At 60.7% G+C, this 15,918-nt stretch carries 20 protein-coding genes and 2 pseudogenes; 13 read left to right on the forward strand and 9 right to left on the reverse strand.

All coding sequences use genetic code 11. The features are described from left to right. Window positions 1-203: pseudogene (locus X760_RS0140030) on the forward strand (histidine kinase); the annotation flags it as partial. A gap of 186 nt (window positions 204-389) precedes the next feature. Here the strand turns inward: X760_RS0140030 and X760_RS78505 are convergent. Beyond that, complete coding sequence (locus X760_RS78505; RefSeq protein ID WP_023722557.1) at window positions 390-740, reverse strand: hypothetical protein; 351 nt, start codon at window positions 738-740, stop codon at window positions 390-392. Window positions 741-1,078: 338 nt separating this feature from the next. Here X760_RS78505 and X760_RS79250 point away from each other — a divergent pair, with 338 nt between their 5' ends. Together X760_RS79250 and X760_RS70725 are read left to right on the forward strand one after the other, a co-directional pair. Continuing rightward, window positions 1,079-1,474 carry a hypothetical protein gene (locus X760_RS79250; RefSeq protein WP_348633262.1) on the forward strand — a complete coding sequence of 132 codons (396 nt, stop codon included), beginning with the start codon at window positions 1,079-1,081 and terminating at the stop codon, window positions 1,472-1,474. A gap of 518 nt (window positions 1,475-1,992) precedes the next feature. Next, the gene (locus X760_RS70725; RefSeq protein WP_245278762.1) at window positions 1,993-2,346 is read left to right on the forward strand and encodes a hypothetical protein; all 354 of its coding nucleotides are present in this window, start codon (window positions 1,993-1,995) and stop codon (window positions 2,344-2,346) included. A gap of 186 nt (window positions 2,347-2,532) precedes the next feature. On the opposite strand, the gene X760_RS70730 is transcribed toward X760_RS70725, so the two are convergent. Together X760_RS70730 and X760_RS70735 are read right to left on the reverse strand one after the other, a co-directional pair. Next, window positions 2,533-2,985 (reverse strand): YidB family protein, encoded by a 453-nt coding sequence (locus X760_RS70730; RefSeq protein WP_023722560.1) that lies wholly within the window; start codon window positions 2,983-2,985, stop codon window positions 2,533-2,535. Between the two features lie 343 nt (window positions 2,986-3,328). After that, the gene (locus tag X760_RS70735) at window positions 3,329-4,198 is read right to left on the reverse strand and encodes an MBL fold metallo-hydrolase (RefSeq protein WP_023722561.1); all 870 of its coding nucleotides are present in this window, start codon (window positions 4,196-4,198) and stop codon (window positions 3,329-3,331) included. 811 nt (window positions 4,199-5,009) lie between these two features. On the opposite strand from X760_RS70735, the gene X760_RS0140045 reads away from it, so the two are divergent. From X760_RS0140045 to X760_RS78520, 3 genes and pseudogenes are all read left to right on the forward strand, one after another. Further along, window positions 5,010-5,267: a DUF982 domain-containing protein gene (locus X760_RS0140045; protein ID WP_051409772.1), complete on the forward strand. Its 258-nt coding sequence runs from the start codon at window positions 5,010-5,012 to the stop codon at window positions 5,265-5,267. 882 nt (window positions 5,268-6,149) lie between these two features. Then, window positions 6,150-6,581, forward strand: a pseudogene (locus X760_RS78515) (transposase); the annotation flags it as partial. Window positions 6,582-6,963: 382 nt separating this feature from the next. Next, window positions 6,964-7,032 carry a hypothetical protein gene (locus X760_RS78520; RefSeq protein WP_245278770.1) on the forward strand — a complete coding sequence of 23 codons (69 nt, stop codon included), beginning with the start codon at window positions 6,964-6,966 and terminating at the stop codon, window positions 7,030-7,032. A gap of 95 nt (window positions 7,033-7,127) precedes the next feature. On the opposite strand, the gene X760_RS75710 is transcribed toward X760_RS78520, so the two are convergent. The 3 genes from X760_RS75710 to X760_RS70755 all read right to left on the reverse strand — a co-directional run bounded on the left by X760_RS75710 (window position 7,128) and on the right by X760_RS70755 (window position 8,578). Then, window positions 7,128-7,325, reverse strand: coding sequence for an RNase H family protein (locus tag X760_RS75710; RefSeq protein WP_084643096.1), 198 nt, complete (start codon window positions 7,323-7,325; stop codon window positions 7,128-7,130). 99 nt (window positions 7,326-7,424) lie between these two features. Then, window positions 7,425-7,937: a DUF2231 domain-containing protein gene (locus tag X760_RS70750; RefSeq protein WP_023722565.1), complete on the reverse strand. Its 513-nt coding sequence runs from the start codon at window positions 7,935-7,937 to the stop codon at window positions 7,425-7,427. 431 nt (window positions 7,938-8,368) lie between these two features. Continuing rightward, window positions 8,369-8,578: a hypothetical protein gene (locus tag X760_RS70755; RefSeq protein ID WP_023722566.1), complete on the reverse strand. Its 210-nt coding sequence runs from the start codon at window positions 8,576-8,578 to the stop codon at window positions 8,369-8,371. 313 nt (window positions 8,579-8,891) lie between these two features. On the opposite strand from X760_RS70755, the gene X760_RS75715 reads away from it, so the two are divergent. Both X760_RS75715 and X760_RS70760 read left to right on the forward strand, forming a co-directional pair. Then, window positions 8,892-9,128: a KTSC domain-containing protein gene (locus X760_RS75715; RefSeq protein ID WP_084643104.1), complete on the forward strand. Its 237-nt coding sequence runs from the start codon at window positions 8,892-8,894 to the stop codon at window positions 9,126-9,128. 179 nt (window positions 9,129-9,307) lie between these two features. After that, the gene (locus X760_RS70760) at window positions 9,308-9,526 is read left to right on the forward strand and encodes a KTSC domain-containing protein (RefSeq protein ID WP_023722567.1); all 219 of its coding nucleotides are present in this window, start codon (window positions 9,308-9,310) and stop codon (window positions 9,524-9,526) included. Between the two features lie 274 nt (window positions 9,527-9,800). Here X760_RS70760 and X760_RS70765 read toward each other — a convergent pair whose 3' ends face one another. Both X760_RS70765 and X760_RS70770 read right to left on the reverse strand, forming a co-directional pair. Then, the gene (locus X760_RS70765; RefSeq protein ID WP_023722568.1) at window positions 9,801-9,989 is read right to left on the reverse strand and encodes a hypothetical protein; all 189 of its coding nucleotides are present in this window, start codon (window positions 9,987-9,989) and stop codon (window positions 9,801-9,803) included. Then, on the reverse strand, window positions 9,976-10,278 hold the full coding sequence (locus X760_RS70770) for a hypothetical protein (RefSeq protein WP_023722569.1): 303 nt from the start codon (window positions 10,276-10,278) through the stop codon (window positions 9,976-9,978). Before X760_RS70770 ends, X760_RS70765 begins: the two co-directional genes overlap by 14 nt. A gap of 175 nt (window positions 10,279-10,453) precedes the next feature. Here X760_RS70770 and X760_RS70775 point away from each other — a divergent pair, with 175 nt between their 5' ends. Further along, window positions 10,454-10,807: a hypothetical protein gene (locus tag X760_RS70775; protein WP_023722570.1), complete on the forward strand. Its 354-nt coding sequence runs from the start codon at window positions 10,454-10,456 to the stop codon at window positions 10,805-10,807. A 561-nt stretch (window positions 10,808-11,368) separates the two neighbouring features. Here the strand turns inward: X760_RS70775 and X760_RS70780 are convergent. Beyond that, the gene (locus tag X760_RS70780) at window positions 11,369-11,587 is read right to left on the reverse strand and encodes a KTSC domain-containing protein (RefSeq protein WP_023722571.1); all 219 of its coding nucleotides are present in this window, start codon (window positions 11,585-11,587) and stop codon (window positions 11,369-11,371) included. 305 nt (window positions 11,588-11,892) lie between these two features. Here X760_RS70780 and X760_RS70785 point away from each other — a divergent pair, with 305 nt between their 5' ends. From X760_RS70785 to X760_RS70805, 4 genes are all read left to right on the forward strand, one after another. After that, entirely contained in the window at window positions 11,893-12,405 is a 513-nt protein-coding gene (locus X760_RS70785; RefSeq protein WP_023722572.1) for a DUF892 family protein, read from the forward strand. Window positions 12,406-12,933: 528 nt separating this feature from the next. Then, window positions 12,934-13,239, forward strand: coding sequence for a preprotein translocase subunit YajC (locus tag X760_RS70790; RefSeq protein ID WP_023722573.1), 306 nt, complete (start codon window positions 12,934-12,936; stop codon window positions 13,237-13,239). 1,369 nt (window positions 13,240-14,608) lie between these two features. Continuing rightward, window positions 14,609-15,310 (forward strand): Crp/Fnr family transcriptional regulator, encoded by a 702-nt coding sequence (locus X760_RS70800; protein WP_023722576.1) that lies wholly within the window; start codon window positions 14,609-14,611, stop codon window positions 15,308-15,310. 83 nt (window positions 15,311-15,393) lie between these two features. After that, window positions 15,394-15,639 (forward strand): hypothetical protein, encoded by a 246-nt coding sequence (locus tag X760_RS70805; protein ID WP_023722577.1) that lies wholly within the window; start codon window positions 15,394-15,396, stop codon window positions 15,637-15,639. The last annotated feature ends 279 nt before the right edge of the window (window positions 15,640-15,918 follow it).

The following is a 15,918-nucleotide window of genomic DNA, read 5'->3' on the forward strand; positions in this document are numbered from 1 at the left end:
ATGGCGACGGCTGCCGGGTTATAGTGGCGGACGACGGAATCGGCCTGCCGGAAGGCGAGATGTGGCCCAAGCCAGGCAAGCTTGGAGCGCTGATCGCGCGATCGCTGACCGAGAACGCCAAGGCGCAGTTCGCAGTCGACTCTAGCGCTAGCAAAGGGACGAAGGTGACCATCATCTTCAAACGATCGGCGGCAGCAAGCTGAAAAATGGCCGTCGAACATACTGCACTGGGTTGCGTTCATATCGCGGCCTTGAACAGTGTGCTTGCAAATAGGCCCGAGGTCTTCGAGACGGCTTCCATCACGCGGTCCAAATTTCCCGGTCGAAGGGCCGCATTATTATTGGCGGGGAAGCAGGGACGACGTGTGGGGGCGGTGCGCTCGCTTGGGTTAGCGCATAAGGCCCGCTGTCCGAAGGGCGTGCTCGATGAGGTTCTTCACGCCCGGCTGGCCCGATGCGTTAGTACGCGGGGACTGGAGGGTGGCGGTTGACTCCGAGGACGCCGTCTTCGCCTTTTCCATAGCTGGTATCTCCAAACGGGATGGCACGTGCTGGCGAGCAGGCAACTCTGGCCTCGATGTCGTGGAGACACCCTTCTCCGTTACCAAGATGCCCCAGAACCGCGCGATCTCCTGAGTGGAAGAGATGCCGACATCAAGCATAAAGGGTCCCGGAGCGCCGAGGCCGTTGCCGAGCGGTGTACCGTGGCCCATCCCAGCGATCATGTTGACCTCGATCAAGACTTCTCCCGCGCCATCACGCCAAACTTGCTTTGCGTGCTGGCCGGCAGCCTAAAGATGCGTTAGCGCTTTTGCCCGATGGACCTCCCGCCAGTGGCTCGCGAGCGCTTCGGCGTTGGAAGGCGAAACCGTCTGGTCGGCGGTGCCGTGGCAAATTGAGATCTTCGGCCACGGTCCTCGATGATGCGACGCGCCGCGGAGTTCGTTGCAGATCCTGTTCCGACGGGCCGCCATGTCCACGCATTCTATCGAACGCGTCCGGGATTGTCGTTGCGCTGCCGTAGGGCAGGCCGGCAATATCGCACAGCCTTCCAAATACTTCCGGATATGTCGCCAGCATGGCCGCTGCCATTGCGCCTCCAGCCGAAAAGCCCGTGGTCGAGACCGTGGGTGACGACCATCGTCTTGATCATCTGGCGGATCGAAAGCGCCTCGCCCGAACCGCGCTTGGCGTCGTCAGGCTGGAACCATTTGAAACAGAGGCTTGGATTGTTGCCGCGTTGCTGCTCGTGAAAGAGCAGGGCGAACCCGGTTTCGTCCGAAAGTCGCGACCATCCGGAGTGACGGTTGTACGCTGCCGCAGTCTGGGTGCAGCCATGCAGCATGACGACGAGCGGAGCGCCTTTGGGCAGTTCATCGGGAAGATAAAACGTGGCCCCCAACGCGCCGGGTTTGGTACCGAACTCGGCCAGCGTCTGCAGATGGTTCGACCCGCTACGTTTGGGAGTATGTGACGCATATCGCGCTTACAACGCGGCGATACTTGCGACGTATCGGATATTTTTCGCAATCGAGCCGCCTCCGGTTGTGATGCCCGAATGGACCTCGATCCGCGCAACGCATACGCAGCAATATCGCTGCCGCATTGCACAATAGCAAGGTAGGTGGGGAGACAAAGTCCGGCCGAGCCCTGGAGCTGGGCTTGGAGGAAACCTGATGGTGGGCAGACCGCTTCCTTGTCGCGGTGCCGCTTGCCGCCCTGCGCTGCCGCTGCGATGGCGATGTATTCTGGGCGTAGCAGTTCAACAGACGCTTTGTCGGCCGACGCGCTTGCCGCAACCGCCCCGCCAAGACAAACCAAGTGGGGCGGACGGTGGCGCACTCCGGAGGTCTACGGGAACATGACACGACAGTGACCGGCGAGCTTCGCAAGGCGTGCCTCCGTTGCCGCATGCTTCACTTAACGCGGAGCACCCGACTTCTGCCCCATCTCCCGGCCGCCTTCTCAGATCGTGTGGGGCTGGAGATCTCGATGAACGGGATGCGGTCCATGACGGATACTCCCCGCTCCGATGCTACACCGAAACTCGATCCAGAACAGCTGCAGCTGCGGGCCTCGCCTCGCCGCGCTGTGCGCTTCAAGCGCAGCATTATTGTCGCCATTGCAGCTGTTGCTTCCGGCACCGTTCTAGGCGTCACCATGATGGCGCTGCAGGGACCGGCGCTGCGCATCAAAGAGCAGGCTGACGAGCTTTACAACACTGAGCGGAAGCCAACCACGGAGGCAATTGAAAGGCTGTCTAAGGACTATTCCGGGATCAAGCCCAAGCCCCCGATGCTTGGACCACCGCTGCCCCGCGACCTCGGCCGCCCCACTCGCTACTGACGGCGCGCTCGCGAGCGGCTTCGTAACCGCCGAGCTACACCACCTGATGGGACACGACCGACGAGCCTTCCCAAGGCCGGTAACTTGCGGCTGGCGGGCTGTCCAACTGGGTGCGTCCGAGCAATTGGATTCCCCGGTGTAGATACTGGATCTCGCCTTGGCCGGCTGCATTCCTGGCTGCGTCCCCTACGATACATTGTCGAGCAGGGTCGACTTATCCAAGCCTTGTGTCGGCTCAGGCGGCCATTCACCATTCGGCGTCATCTCGTTGACTGTCTCGGGTAGATCCCGCGCAATCCTTCTGATTAGCTCGTCGCGCGAAAGACCCGTGTGCATCAAAATGGACGTGAGTGTACCTTCGTCCATTGCCGCTTCGACGTCCCTTGGCTCGATCGGTTGGTTTGGCCCGCTGCCAACCCACGAGTCGACCTTCGATCCTGCCCCCACCTCCCTGAACCGGTCGAGGATCTCACCAAGGTCAGCCCTCGACACGCCATTCGTTATCTGAGCCAGAATTCTGCGTTGCGGGTCGTTTGGGTTAAGATACCCCGCTCCCGGAATCAATTCACAGAGCTTGTCGCGATTTTGGTATGCCAGAACGCCAAGCATGGCGATCGCCAATCTTCCCAGATTTGCCATTTGGTCTCCTCCACGGTTGAGCGAATCGAAGCCAAGTCTCGGCGGATGCCGACGCGTGTGGGCTCGAACAACTTCTTGCCGGTCGGCTCGCCGGCGGAGAGGGCGCGTCCTCGGGTACTCTTTTTCCATCTGACGTCTTCTCCTGACGCAGAACTTCGGGGCGCTTGGCCGCTGTCGCCTGCGCCGATCGAACGCCCTAACCCGGCGCCTTCCGGGTTTGTTCCGCTTGTCAGAGTTTGTCGGCGACGGTAGGGGGCACGACCCGACGGGTAACTCTACCGGCTCGAGAAATAGAGTCTGCCCAACTTGACCATACTTCAGAACGACGGCGGCTCGGTTAGCCTCAGCTACCTTGGACTGCCGCCGGCTCGCGCACAAATTTCAATTTCGGCGGGACGGCGAACACCCTGAACCGCTCAGCCAGGCTGTCAAGAGCGTGACGCATGCCCACTCCCGCAGCAGCCGCACCGTGTCCACTGATGACCATCTGCGGGTTCAGGGCAGCCAGGTGCTTCACGGATCTTTCCGCCGCATCCCAGTCCGGCGTGAAGTAGCGCGGCGGACCGTGCATCTCAAGATCCTGAACGGCGACCTCATAGACTGACTCCTGACCGGTGGTGATGAAAGCGTCCCCTACGATCAGCGAACGGTCCTTCTCGCGCCAGAGCGAGATATGCCCAGGCGCGTGCCCGGGTGTGTGTAACCATAGCCATCCGGGCATTCCGGGGATCGATCCGTCGGCAGGTAAGAGTTCCAAACGGTTGCCAAGATCAATTGGCCCGCGTGGAAAAAGCGGCGACAGCAGCGCCATCAGTCCACCCCCGACCCAGGGATCGGGTGGCGGATAGGATGCCGTTCCGTCCAAATAGGAGTGCTCGAGTGGATGCGCGAAGACAGGCACGTCCCATTTATTTGCGAGGTCTAGAACCGTTCCCACATGGTCGAAATGGCCGTGGGTCAGGATGATCGCGGCCGGCCGTGCGTTCGTGCCAAACCGCCTTTCCGCGACCGCAAGAATGCTGCTGCGGGACGTCGGCAACCCGGTATCGATCAGCACCCAGTTCCGATCTCCGCTGCCCGGTGCGCCGAAGAACACGACATTGACGATTGCTAGCCGCAAATAGCCCAAGTCCGGTGCGATGCTCCAAGCGCCGTCGCCACGATCCTCGCGCCTGGCGTGGTCGATCTCGGAAAGTCGAATCTGAACGGTCATGTGATCCCGTGCCTCTCTTGTGCTGAGCAGCCGCTCGAGTCGATCGGCGGTGGTACATCGCCCCGAACTTGGCACGGCCCCCCTTGTTCCTCATTCGCCCCCAGCTCCGGACGGTCCACCACAGGAACAAGGCTCGACCAATCGGTTCGGCATTACCCGCCACGCAAGGACGAGCTGGACTGAGCAACGAAGATGGCGCGCGCCCGATTGGATGCGGTATTTCGCCAACGCGGTTCCCGGTCCTAACAAGGCGGCCGAGTTCGAAGCCGACTGCTGAAAGGAGACTTCGAATGAGCGAAGTGGGGCGCAGGGACGAGCACCAGGTGGAGGCTCCGGTTCCGCAAGCTTCGCGCTTCGCCAGTTTTTTCATGGCAGGCTTTGAGTGCTCCTCGCACCGGCGCAAGGACGGGGTTCGCCTCGATCTTATTCGTGCGACCTCGCGTAATTTGCATGCCCTGGGCGCCTACCGCGGCTGCGCCGAACTCGGCCTTCGCACCATCCGCGACGGACCGTGGCGACACCGTCTCGATCAAAGCGGCACTACGCGAAGCTCGGGAGACTGCGCCTTATTTGGTGGCCTCCGACGAAGAACTAACCNCTGCGTGGCTTTCGACTGTCGCGAGTAGCTGTCAGCCAACTTCAGCCGCTGTGGCATCGCAACGGAAGCGCGCCGTCCTGCGCCATTTTCACCAGTCAGAGGTAATCCGCAATTACCTTCGCAACCTGCTAACTCTGCATGTAGAACGGGAACTGCGGGCTGAGCAAAGGTATTTGCTGGAGGAACTTGATAAGGTCGACAAAGAGTGACCGCATGGCTCTCCACTGGTTCAACCCTCCGGTCCCCGTCAAGACCGAGCGTCCCGGGATCATCCACAACGTCAACAACGCCGAGACAGCCGGCGAGGAGCTGATGAAGTGGACCAAGCGTGGCCCCTGCTGGGACCTCGCGGTGCGCGTTTGCATGGCCGTGATTTTCGACGAGATGGAACCTGAGGAGGCCCGCAAGGCGNTGCTGGGACCTCGCGGTGCGCGTTTGCATGGCCGTGATTTTCGACGAGATGGAACCTGAGGAGGCCCGCAAGGCGTTCCTGGCTGCTGCAAAAGAGGAGGGGACATTACTCCCCCCAATAACAACTAGCTAAATTGGATGCGGTATAAGGTTCTAGGTGTCTCTGACCAAAACCGCCTTCGCGAAAGGAGCCCGCCGCCAGCAAGGGGAGGCGACGGACCCCCCTACAGCGGCTGCACATCCACGAAGAATCCCGCTGCAACCTCTAAACCTGCGAGGGCCTACATCGTTCCCTTAGCTGCGGCTAAAGCGGGGTTGGTCAGCGGGCTCTTGCCGCTCTAAGTTCCCCCTTATGGGTCCTCTCTGGTTCTCTCCACCGGTCTACGTGAAGACGAAACGTCCGGGCATTCGCAATGGGGTCAGCCACGTCGAGGGAGCCGCCGAGGAACTCATGGGGTGGGACACAAAGGGCCCGAAGTGGACCAAGGCGGTCCAATCCTGCGTCGATGCNGTCAACGGGCTCTTGGCGCTCTAAGTTCCCCTTATGGGTCCCCTCTGGTTCGCTCCCCCGGTCTACGTGAAGACGAAACGTCCGGGCATTCGCAATGGGGTCAGCCACGTCGAGGGAGCCGCCGAGGAACTCATGGGTGGGACACAAAGGGCCCGAAGTGGACCAAGGTGGTCCAATCCTGCGTGGACGCGTTCGAGGACAGAGTCTTCCCCCAAGAGGTCGTCAGCCTTTGAGGCGGCTGCCAAGGAGGCCAACGTGTATCGTTTTTTGCCGACTCTGCTATGAAGGCAGGTGCGGTGGCGGACCGGAGACCGGAGCATCTTTGGGTGATCGAGGCCGTGGGAGAGCAAGGGTCTTCGTCCGCCGTTCCATCGAACCCGAACAGTCGCCTGGGCCGCAAGCGAAGCCCGATTAGGCAAGGATGGGACAAGATGGAAATCATTGTTGGCATCGACCTTTCCAAGGATCGGCTCGACGTGCATGTTTTGCCGTCCGGCGAGGCGTTCTCGGTGGAGAATGACCACGCCGGGGTGGTAGGATCTGGTTCGGCGGCTGGCAGCCCTTTCGCCGGCCGTTGTCGGATTGGAGTCGACAGGCAGCTTCGAGAGACTGGCGGTCGCCGCCTTGGCAGGCGCCGGCTGGCGATTGTTGTGGTCAATCCGGCGCAGGTGCGCGCCTATGCCAATGCACTCGGCAAGCGGGCCAAGACCGACCCGATCGATGCTGCCGTCATTGCCGCTTTCATCGCTGCGACCAAGCCGCAATTGCGGCCCTTGCGCGACGCCGAAACCGAGACCCTGGCCGAGCTCGTCGCCCGCCGGCGTCAGATCGTGCAGATGATTGTGGCGGAGGACAACCGTGCTCGCACGGTCATCGCGAAACAGGCGCAAAAGAGCATCCACCGGCTGCTCGTCGCGCTTCGGCGTGAGCTGGCAAGCCTCGATGCGGGCATGGACGATCATATCCGCAAGTCCCCAGTCTGGCGGGTCAACGAAAAGCTGCTTTCCTCCGTGCCGGGTGTCGGTCCTGTCGTTGCCCGCAGCCTGATCGCCGAAATGCCGGAACTGGGCAGCCTCGACCGCCGGTTCACCCCCGCAGCCGCAAATGTCAAAGGGGGCGGAACCGTGACTTACGGGCTCTACAAGGACATTGCCCGAACTCAGCCTTGGGGTGATGCGTCGATGGCTGGCAGCATGGTGACGGGAACTGGCACCGGACACCCCAGCCTTGACCGTTTATGGCCGGGTGCCTCCGCAGGCCATGCCGTCGGCCGGTGTTTACACCGACACTGTCGTCGTCACAGTCACTTACTGAGTGGGACACGATGCGGCCCGGGGAGCGATGTTTACTTGGGCAGCCTGGCTAAAGCAACAATGGACGCGAACGCCAATCCGACAGCAATGAGCATTTTATGAGAACCTAGCCGACCGAGCAGCTTCATTGGCTAACCGGTCGACCTCCTCGTTCAATGGATCGCCATTGTGGCCACGCACCCGTTCCCAGGTGATATCGCGGCCGGCAACGAGGGCTTCCAGTTCCTCCCACAGGCTACGGTTTAGAACTGGCTTGCGTTGAGCCTTGCGCCAGCCCTTGGCTCTGCAACTCAAAACTCATGGTGTCTCCCTGGTATTTGACGAATCCCAAAGACACGAAACAACGCCGGTGACCACGACGACGGCTCCCGGCAGGTCGGCCATTCGTCAACCCTATCGGGATAGTTCCGGGCGGGAGTTGACGTCCTCACCCTCTTCGGGATGGACGCCTACCCTGTGTTCGTAGACAAGCGTCCCGCCTTTCCAGCCGGTATAAAGGAGCAGCAGAACGACAATCGTCGACAGCGCCAGGCCCCAGGGCAAGGCGCCCTCGGCGGCACCGGCGCTTAGGCGCAGGATGAAGCTGGCCAGCGCCAGCACCACGGCCACGACGTTGCCGACCATATGGTGCCACGCGGCATTGATGGACCGCACCCTTGAATTTCCAAGAAAATCGGCAAAGCCGGCCAGCGCCGCGGCGGCGCTCATCAACAGGGCAAAGCCGAGCAGCCAGAAGGATGCTTCGGCCCAGAATGCATTGCCGGTCGACCAAAACACTAAATCCGACAGGAATACCGACACGAGCAATGCGATCGGGAAAGGGATCAGCATGGGGTGAATCGGATGGCTGCCGATCTTTGCGGTGGTTGCAACGCCCAGCAGATGATTTGCGCGATCGTCAGCCATGCCCAACAACGTTGAAGGCGGCCCGGGGGTTCCAGACCGGCGCGAACAGCAGCAATCAGTCGCTATCGAAAGTTGTTCTCAGCGGCGCGATGCGCAGGATGAAAACCTTCGACTTAAATATTCCGAGCCGCGCAGCCGAACCGCCATTCGGCCTCGGCGGCCTTGGAAATGCCGATCCTGCGGCCTGTCAGAACTTGCTGCGTTCGCGCGGTGGGTCTCGACGATGACGCCGCCGACGCCGTGGAAAAGGGCGGGCCGCTGGGCTTACAAGCCGATACGTCTTCCCGTCGGTCTGTCCTGGTGCGGGCAAAGGCCCGACGGCGGTACATTCAACGTTTCTAGATTGACGAGCGCACGCCCGCAAACGCCAAAAAGCCAGGCGCACCTTCGCGGCGGGATCTGGCCCGCCACACAATGGCGGAGCCAACTCCCTAGCGCGCCAGCGGTAGTTTCGACGTTGAAACAAGTTCTTCCTCGTGTGTAATTCCAGCGGTGTAGTTTGCAAGGATACGAGACGCCAGCGCTTCGCGCCGCTGTTCAGATTGACCTTCGAACTTGAGCCGATCGAACACGCGGCCCAGCAACGCGAGTTCGGATGGATTGAAGACGCCTGCCTCTTCAGCTTTTCGGTGGATCGGCATGTGTCCCTCCCACGCCGGATGAGTATGCTGCGCAACTAATCCCATTTGGCTGACGCCTGAGCGGCAATGTCATGGGCGGCTTCTTCGAGACCAGCCGCATTGTTAGTATTGACGCTCGCGCTTTCTCAGAAATCCAACGTGCGCGTGATGCCGAAAGGTGCAGCTACCTTTTTGTGTATCTCGATTGGGAACACGGGACCGCCGCGAAAGTTCGGTGCACGCAGCGAACCCTCCCCTCCAGGTATTGCTGCAGATCGGTATCCCGATCGGCCCGCGCTCCCCGCAAGGGCGCGGGCCTCGGCCTTTGGTGCTCATGCCATCTACTTCGATCCGCAAGATGGAATATGATCTGGATAGAAGGACCCTCTCGGTGTGGTTCGTCGCCAGCGGTAAACGGTACGAGTTTGAGGGGGTACCGCCGGAAACCTTTGCCGCGTTCCGGGCCGCNTTTGTGTCGGCGTCTGGCTGGCTGAATTCCACATACAGATGCAGTTCGTCCGGCACGAAGACGACCCTCCACGATCCTTTGATGTCATTGGCAAGGTTGTAGGCGAGGGCGGTCATGGCGGGGCACTCCTTTCGCCGTGGAGCGTGCCTATCTCACGGGAAAATTCTATCACCAGAAGTTGGTATTGACGCTCGCGCTTTCTCAGAAATGCAACGTCGGCGTGATGCCGAAAGGTGCAGCCGCGCTCCCCGCAAGGGCGCGGGCCTCGGCCTGTGGTGCTCATGCCATCTACTTCGATCCGCAAGATGGAATATGATCTGGATAGAAGGACGCTCTCGGTATGGTTCGTCGCCAGCGGTAAACGGTACGAGTTTGAGGGGGTACCGCCGGAAACCTTTGCCGCGTTCCGGGCCGCGTTCGCCAAGGGCCGCTATTTCAACGACCACATCCGCAACAATTTCCGCTACCGTCTGGTTGCGAGCGATAGCGACCCGGGATGACCTGACCTGCCGGCGGCTCAATCGTCCTGTCGCTCCAACCGGCGGTTGGTGGACGCGTTGCCGCTGTGGCGCTTAGGGTTGGTTACGGTCCGCGCTCACTTGGCAAGCCCAACCCCCCGCATCCCCCCGCCTGGTGCAAAGCGTTTGATCGGTCCCGCCGTTCTGGCAGTGCGGCGGGACTTTTTTGCGGTCCAGGTGGAACATCGGCGCGCGGGGAAGGCGCGGTGCACGCAGCACCCTTTTCTCATCCAACGTACGTCGCTGGCGCTNTGGACTATTGCTCGACCGGAAGCGGCTCGTGCTGCGGCTCAGCGTGGTGGAACACCTGTCCAAGATCGCGCGCGTCGAACGTTTGGCCGCAGACTGGGCAGTAGACCAAGTGCTTCGACTCGTCCTCTACCGGCCCGTCATGCGGCCTGCCCTCATAGCCTGTCGCGATGTTGTCGGTTCTAATCTGGGGCAACGACAAGTGCCTTTCGTCGTTTTGGCGGCCGATATTTCTCCATTAGCCGGACCTTGTCACGGTCGACCGTGACCAGCGGCCCGAGGTCGATAGTCACGGTGTCCTCGTCGATGCGCGTGACCTCGCCTTTCAGGTCGATTTGCTGGCCTCGGTTCACCTTGGTGTGGTCGATCATGGAATGTGGGAAGTCGTAACCTGGGATCGAGACCCTTACGCGGTCCTCTGTTACCCGCGTCAGAACCCTGGCCGTAATCGCCACCTGGTCACCAATGCCTATTCTCCGAGCCATGCCATGGATTCTGGTGCGGGCAGTGTCTTCTTCAAGAGATTCTAATATACGCCGGCCATCCTAAGGCTGACCTACGACCAGAGTTACAAAAGTTGAACTTCATCGGGGAACACTCCTTCTGTCTGCCTGTTCAATTTGCCGGGCGCATCCCGCGCATTCAGACAGGAGAAAGCAGATGAAACGCATCCTTTTGGCTTCGGCCGTGCTGGCGGTGTCGGCCGGGCTTTCCTTTGCCCAGACGACCAGCGGAACTTCGAGCGGAACCTCAACGAGCGGAACCTCGACCACGACAACCATGCCCAGTACGACGGATCAGGGCACCGGCACGACGAGCAGCGGCACCAACATGTCCGGCGATCAGGGCACCGACACGACGACCACCAGCGGCACCACAAATCCGAACTCGGCCAGAGACTGCGCGCCCGGCCAGCAGACTGGCAGCGCTCAGCAGGCGGCGCCTGGTCAGCAGGACAAGACAGCCAACACCGCCGCGCCAGGCCAGGTGAAAAAGACCGACGAAGGTTGCTGATTGGCACGTCGGCACAGGTTGGAGTCGCCAGCGTGTGGCTGGCCAGTCTCCCCCGACCACCGCGTGAACTCAACTCGGCTGGCGAGCAAGTTGCCGCCAGCCGAGCATCAGTCCAGGAACCTTTGCGCTTGCTTGTGCTTCAGCGCAGCACGCCTGGCCTCGTTTGCTTTCGGTCAGATAGATACGCGATCGCCTCTATTCTAGCGCTGAACAGACCTGATGGCGCGCTCATCCACAGACATTCGCCAAAAGCCCGCGTCTCTGGATTGAGGAGACGCGGGCTGGTCGAAGCACCACCGATCGTGCAGCAGTATCGTATGGAGAATGGACTGCGTGCACCGAACCTTCCCGCGCCCCGGTGTTCCACCTGGCGCGCAAAAACTCCCGCCGCACAATGCCAGGGCGGCGGGACCGATCAAGCGCCTTTGCACCAGGCAGGGACTTCGGGGGTGGGCTTTGCGAGGTGCGCGCGGAGCGAAAGCGAACCTAGGGCAACAGCGGCAACGCGTCCACCGACCGCCGGTTGGAGCGACAGGACGATTGAGCCACCGGCAGGTCAGGTCATCCCGGGTCGCTATCGCTCGCAACCAGATGGTAGCGGAAATTGTTGCGGATATGGTCGTTGAAATAGCGGCCCTTGGCGAACGCCGCCCGGAACGCGGCAAAGGTTTCCGGCGGTACCCCCTCAAATTCGTACCGCTTACCGGTGGCCACGAACCAGACCGAGAGGATTCTTCTGTCGGGATCGTATTCCGTTTTGCGTATCGATGTGGAGGGCATGACGGCGGCTCGAATCGAAAAGCAATCAACGAGCGGAGACGCCGTCGCGTTCCTTGTGACTATGGTGGTGCGGTGAGGCACAAGGCTCAATGCGGAGCGCCAGCGGTCGCGATCGGGCCGTTTTCGTTGCGCCGATCTTTCGCGATCTTGGTCTTCCCCACGCATCGCTGCAGGATTTCGCGAGGTGAATTGAGACCCGCCCCGACGCTGATCCTCTGCGACTGTCAAGAGCCGTTCGGCGGGCTTTGCTCCGGAACAATGTCTTGTTCCGAAAGTTTTTCCTTAAGTAGCAAAGGAGATTCGAAATGTCAGAAAGCCGGGAATGGTTTGTCCAATGGCTTAGAGACGCTCATGCCATGGAAGAGCAGGCAGAGACGATGTTGAACGGGCAGTTGCGTCGTATCGAGAATTATCCCGAACTGAGCGACCGGATCCGACAGCACCTCGACGAAACCAAGCAGCAGGCCGCTCGGCTGAGGACTTGTCTCGATCAGATGGACGAGGGTTCATCCACGATGAAGGACGCTGGCGGCAAGCTGACGGCGATGGCGCAATCGCTGAGCGGTGTCTTCGCCGGAGACGAGGTGATGAAAGGATCGCTGGCGAGCTACACGTTCGAGCACATGGAAATCGCCTCCTACTCGATCCTGATTGCCGCTGCTCGATCGCTCGGCGAAACCGAGGTTCTTCGGGCTTGCGAAGAGAACCTGCGAGAGGAAGTCGCGATGGCGGNCATCTTGCCTCAACGACCGAGCAGTTCCTTGCGCGGGCCGAAGCGGACAGCGACAGCGCCAAGCGGTGATCGGGTGGGAACGTAGTGATCGTGAAGTCGGGCTCGGCGCGAGGCCCGTTAACACCGGCTCCGATGGCGACGGGAGAGCTTCCGCGGCTTGGAACTGAATAGGAGCGGCGGCGGACGGCAACGATCGAGAGTGCCCAGAGATGGTTGCCGCCAAAGAGAAACACAGCGAAAATTGCTTGTAAGCGTTGCCGTCGCATCAAAGCGCGCTCGATCCTGCTTCCGGCGTCGGCGTTCTTCGGATTTACCGGAACGACGTACCTGAAGGCGAAAAATCGATTTCCGCTCCACGCTCCTCATTTGTGGCCATCGCCGGACCGAGAGGAAGTCCGCCGCTCCGCTAACACGGGCCTGGGCGCGCCAAGGTCATCGCTGAATGTAAAGCCATTTCTGCAGAATTCGACGCACACAATGCCGATCCGAGGCCAACTGGGAGTGCATACCCCAGCTTGGAATTGTGCGGAACCGTACGAAGCCGATTGCAAGCAACCAACCTGGTTGGCCGGGCATTAATTTAGGAAATTAGGGCCAGCATCGGAGGAAGACCATGCTGCACGTTAACATGCCTGGCGAATTTGAGGTTGGCGAGGAGGTTGCGCTGGCAGGTACCGTCATCACGATTCTCGCCAGCGGGCGCGCCAGGGTGAGCATTCCTTCGCATGACCATCCTTATACGATTGATCCGCCACCCAAAGTCCGGGCCGGCGACCGAGTGGTTCTGGTTGGGGACGTCACCCGCATCGATCGCGGGGCGAACAAACTCTCTGTGCGGATTGACTGCGGCGGGGTGATCACGGTGGACAAGTCGGCGATCACTCGGCTGAGAAAGCACCGCCGGACTTCACCGGGTTGACGCTCCGGCGATACAACGGCCGGTGTCGGCGTAAGGAAGGGGGGCGACGAACGGATAAGCGGGAGTTCGACGGCTAGGGCACGAGTCCAGCCTAGTGCGTCGCTGGCGTCTTCGGACTACTGGTGAAGCAAGTCCGATGTGCGCCTATCGCGACCCCGCTTCACCTGCCGTCCAGCCGTTCGCGCATTCGCGATCGTCGCTCTCGGCAACAGGCGGCGCGCGCGGCCAGGACGTGTCGCATGTGCGCGCTGTCGAAGGAGGCGCCCAGCAACATTGCGCGTGAAGCCAACGCGGGCATCCGATCGATCGTTAACCTTTCTCTGCAATGAGCGCCTTGTCGCCGGCGATGGGCCTCCGGCTCTTACACATTATGGAGATCACATGTTCCGGCACCCGATTCCGGGAGCAGGTCTGCTTCGGAGCGTCGTGACAGAACTGGGCGACATGGTTGCGGTGGAGTAGGCGCCGTCGCCCTGGATGAATAACAACTGTCGCATGTGGTGCATGCATTGTGGAAGCTTTCGGTCGGTCACGGCCGGGGCCGCATCGACGACGACCGCAACGGCATCAAGTCGTTGCCGAAAGCCCGCAAGGTCTCTGTCAAGACAGCGTGCCGGCGAAGGTCCGCCCTCGCGACAGGGATTCGTTCTAGCCCGATCGGTCGGGACGCGACCGGCCAGATGAGCGAGAGCTTACCCTCGGTGTTGGTCTCGACCCGGTTCGCATAGAGGCCGCGAAGGGACATCTCCAAACGCTCATCGACGGTCGTCGATCACTGCCGACTACGAGTCGAGGTCGTAGCTCGTGGCCTAGCTCGTTGTGATGAAGCGCCTCTGCCATACACCTGATGTCGAACGCCTGGCCGCACGCCGGGCAGAGGACGAAATACTCCTCCTCCCGAAGTCGCGATGCATCGTATCTTGCGGGATGACGATGTCATTGTATTCGTCGGGCATCGGGTCCTCCGGCAACGCCGCCCGCCATGCTGGAACGCCTGCCGGCATGATTTGTTTCAAAGTTACTGCGCTTAAGAAGGAAGCCCGGAACGGGTGAAGCACAATGCCGGTAAGCGCAAGGCGACGGCGCCCGAAACTCATCACGTGAGCTGAACGACTGCTTTTGCCAACTCGATGCTCGAAAGCTGCCGATCTGCTTAGGCCGGTTCCGGACATTCGTGACCGGCCTCATAAGTCATAAGAAGCGCCCATCACCGACGGGACTCAAGCCGACATTCCCCGAGCCTTTCGCCAGGCATGGATTCTTTGCCAACCGCACATTTGAAGCCTATGCTTCCCACATCGGCCGCCAGCGCTTCGGACGCAGCCGACAGTAAGAGGTACGTGCTCTTGCCCGCATGGGAGAGAGAGCCATGCCCCAATCCCTTCTTCGCAACCATGTATTGAAAACCCTCTCCTCGGAGGATTTCGCGCTTTTGAAGCCCTCACTGCATCACGTCGAACTGGGCATCAAAGACCAGCTGGAAGTCTCTTATCAGCCGATCGAGCATGTGTATTTCCCAGAGATGGGCATCGCGTCAGTGGTCGCTACGATGACCGGTGGGCGGCAAAGCGAAGTCGGCATCGTCGGCCATGACGGCATGACAGGAGTTGCCGTTATTCTCGGCCAGGACAGGTCTCCCAATGAAACCTATATCCAAGTCGCAGGTAATGGCTGGATCCTCCCGGTTGAAGCTCTTCGCTCTGCGATTGCGGAGAGCCAATTCCTTCGCGAGTCACTGCTTCGCTATGCCCACGCGTTCCTCATCCAGTCGTCCCGGACGGCACTGGTCAACGGCCACTCCAAAATCGAGGAGCGGCTGGCCCGCTGGTTGCTGATGGTCCAAGACCGCAGCGAAGGAAACAAGATTTACCTGACGCACGAGTTTCTGGCGACCATGCTTGGCGCTCGGCGCCCGGGCGTTACCACCGCCCTCCAAATGCTTGAGTATCGGGGACTGGTTCACGCCAGGCGCGGCGAGATCACAATCGTCGACCGCGTTGGAATGATACAACTCACCCATGGTGCTTACGGCGAGGAGGAGCAAAGTCACTTCGGCCTGGCCTTCGCCTGATTGTCCTGAATCAGACAAACCCTTGCAGGCTACCGAATTGGTGCCGTAAATCGTGTGGGTCAGGGTTCAGGGAGGAATTCTCGATGACCACCACTTTTGACACAGTCACGGTTGAAAGAGCCGCCGAAGCCTATGTTCTCTCCAGAGGCAAGGCCCACTTCCTTTCGATAGCACAGGCAATCCGCGCCATCCGAACACTCATGCCCGCATGCAGGGCCACCGACCGCGAGCTGGAGGAGCTCTTGGCGGCAGCATCCATTATTCACGGTGTGCCAGTCGCGTTCGACTTAAGAACAGCCGTGGCCGCAGAACCACGGCTCCATTCGTAGGGCCGTGATGCCTGCGCTCGCGCAGACGCCTACCTTTTCGGACGTTCGCCAAGCGATTGTCCGCCATCTGATCGACAACATCGGCAGCCCGAGCATTTCGATATCCGAGGTTAGCCACACCGTGAGGAGAATGCTTCCCTTTTGCGAACTCACGGACTGGCAACTTGGCGATCTCATTGCGCGAAGCGCGATCGATGCGGGGTTCGGGATTGAATCCGACGGGGTGGGTCCCGAAAACGCATGTCGAGGCTCAATAGCGGAACAGCCGCTTTAGCCATG

It is taken from the genome of Mesorhizobium sp. LSHC420B00 (assembly GCF_000503055.1).
Taxonomy (GTDB): domain Bacteria; phylum Pseudomonadota; class Alphaproteobacteria; order Rhizobiales; family Rhizobiaceae; genus Mesorhizobium.

What these genes read in the sequence shown, in the direction of transcription:
- X760_RS79250 (WP_348633262.1), top strand. Translation starts at nt 1,079, where the DNA reads ATGGCCGCTGCCATTGCGCCTCCAGCCGAAAAGCCCGTGGTCGAGACC.
- X760_RS70725 (WP_245278762.1), top strand. Translation starts at nt 1,993, where the DNA reads ATGAACGGGATGCGGTCCATGACGGATACTCCCCGCTCCGATGCTACA.
- X760_RS70730 (WP_023722560.1), bottom strand. Translation starts at nt 2,985, where the DNA reads ATGGCAAATCTGGGAAGATTGGCGATCGCCATGCTTGGCGTTCTGGCA.
- X760_RS70735 (WP_023722561.1), bottom strand. Translation starts at nt 4,198, where the DNA reads ATGACCGTTCAGATTCGACTTTCCGAGATCGACCACGCCAGGCGCGAG.
- X760_RS70750 (WP_023722565.1), bottom strand. Translation starts at nt 7,937, where the DNA reads ATGGCTGACGATCGCGCAAATCATCTGCTGGGCGTTGCAACCACCGCA.
- X760_RS70755 (WP_023722566.1), bottom strand. Translation starts at nt 8,578, where the DNA reads ATGCCGATCCACCGAAAAGCTGAAGAGGCAGGCGTCTTCAATCCATCC.
- X760_RS70760 (WP_023722567.1), top strand. Translation starts at nt 9,308, where the DNA reads ATGCCATCTACTTCGATCCGCAAGATGGAATATGATCTGGATAGAAGG.
- X760_RS70770 (WP_023722569.1), bottom strand. Translation starts at nt 10,278, where the DNA reads ATGGCTCGGAGAATAGGCATTGGTGACCAGGTGGCGATTACGGCCAGG.
- X760_RS70775 (WP_023722570.1), top strand. Translation starts at nt 10,454, where the DNA reads ATGAAACGCATCCTTTTGGCTTCGGCCGTGCTGGCGGTGTCGGCCGGG.
- X760_RS70780 (WP_023722571.1), bottom strand. Translation starts at nt 11,587, where the DNA reads ATGCCCTCCACATCGATACGCAAAACGGAATACGATCCCGACAGAAGA.
- X760_RS70790 (WP_023722573.1), top strand. Translation starts at nt 12,934, where the DNA reads ATGCTGCACGTTAACATGCCTGGCGAATTTGAGGTTGGCGAGGAGGTT.
- X760_RS70800 (WP_023722576.1), top strand. Translation starts at nt 14,609, where the DNA reads ATGCCCCAATCCCTTCTTCGCAACCATGTATTGAAAACCCTCTCCTCG.
- X760_RS70805 (WP_023722577.1), top strand. Translation starts at nt 15,394, where the DNA reads ATGACCACCACTTTTGACACAGTCACGGTTGAAAGAGCCGCCGAAGCC.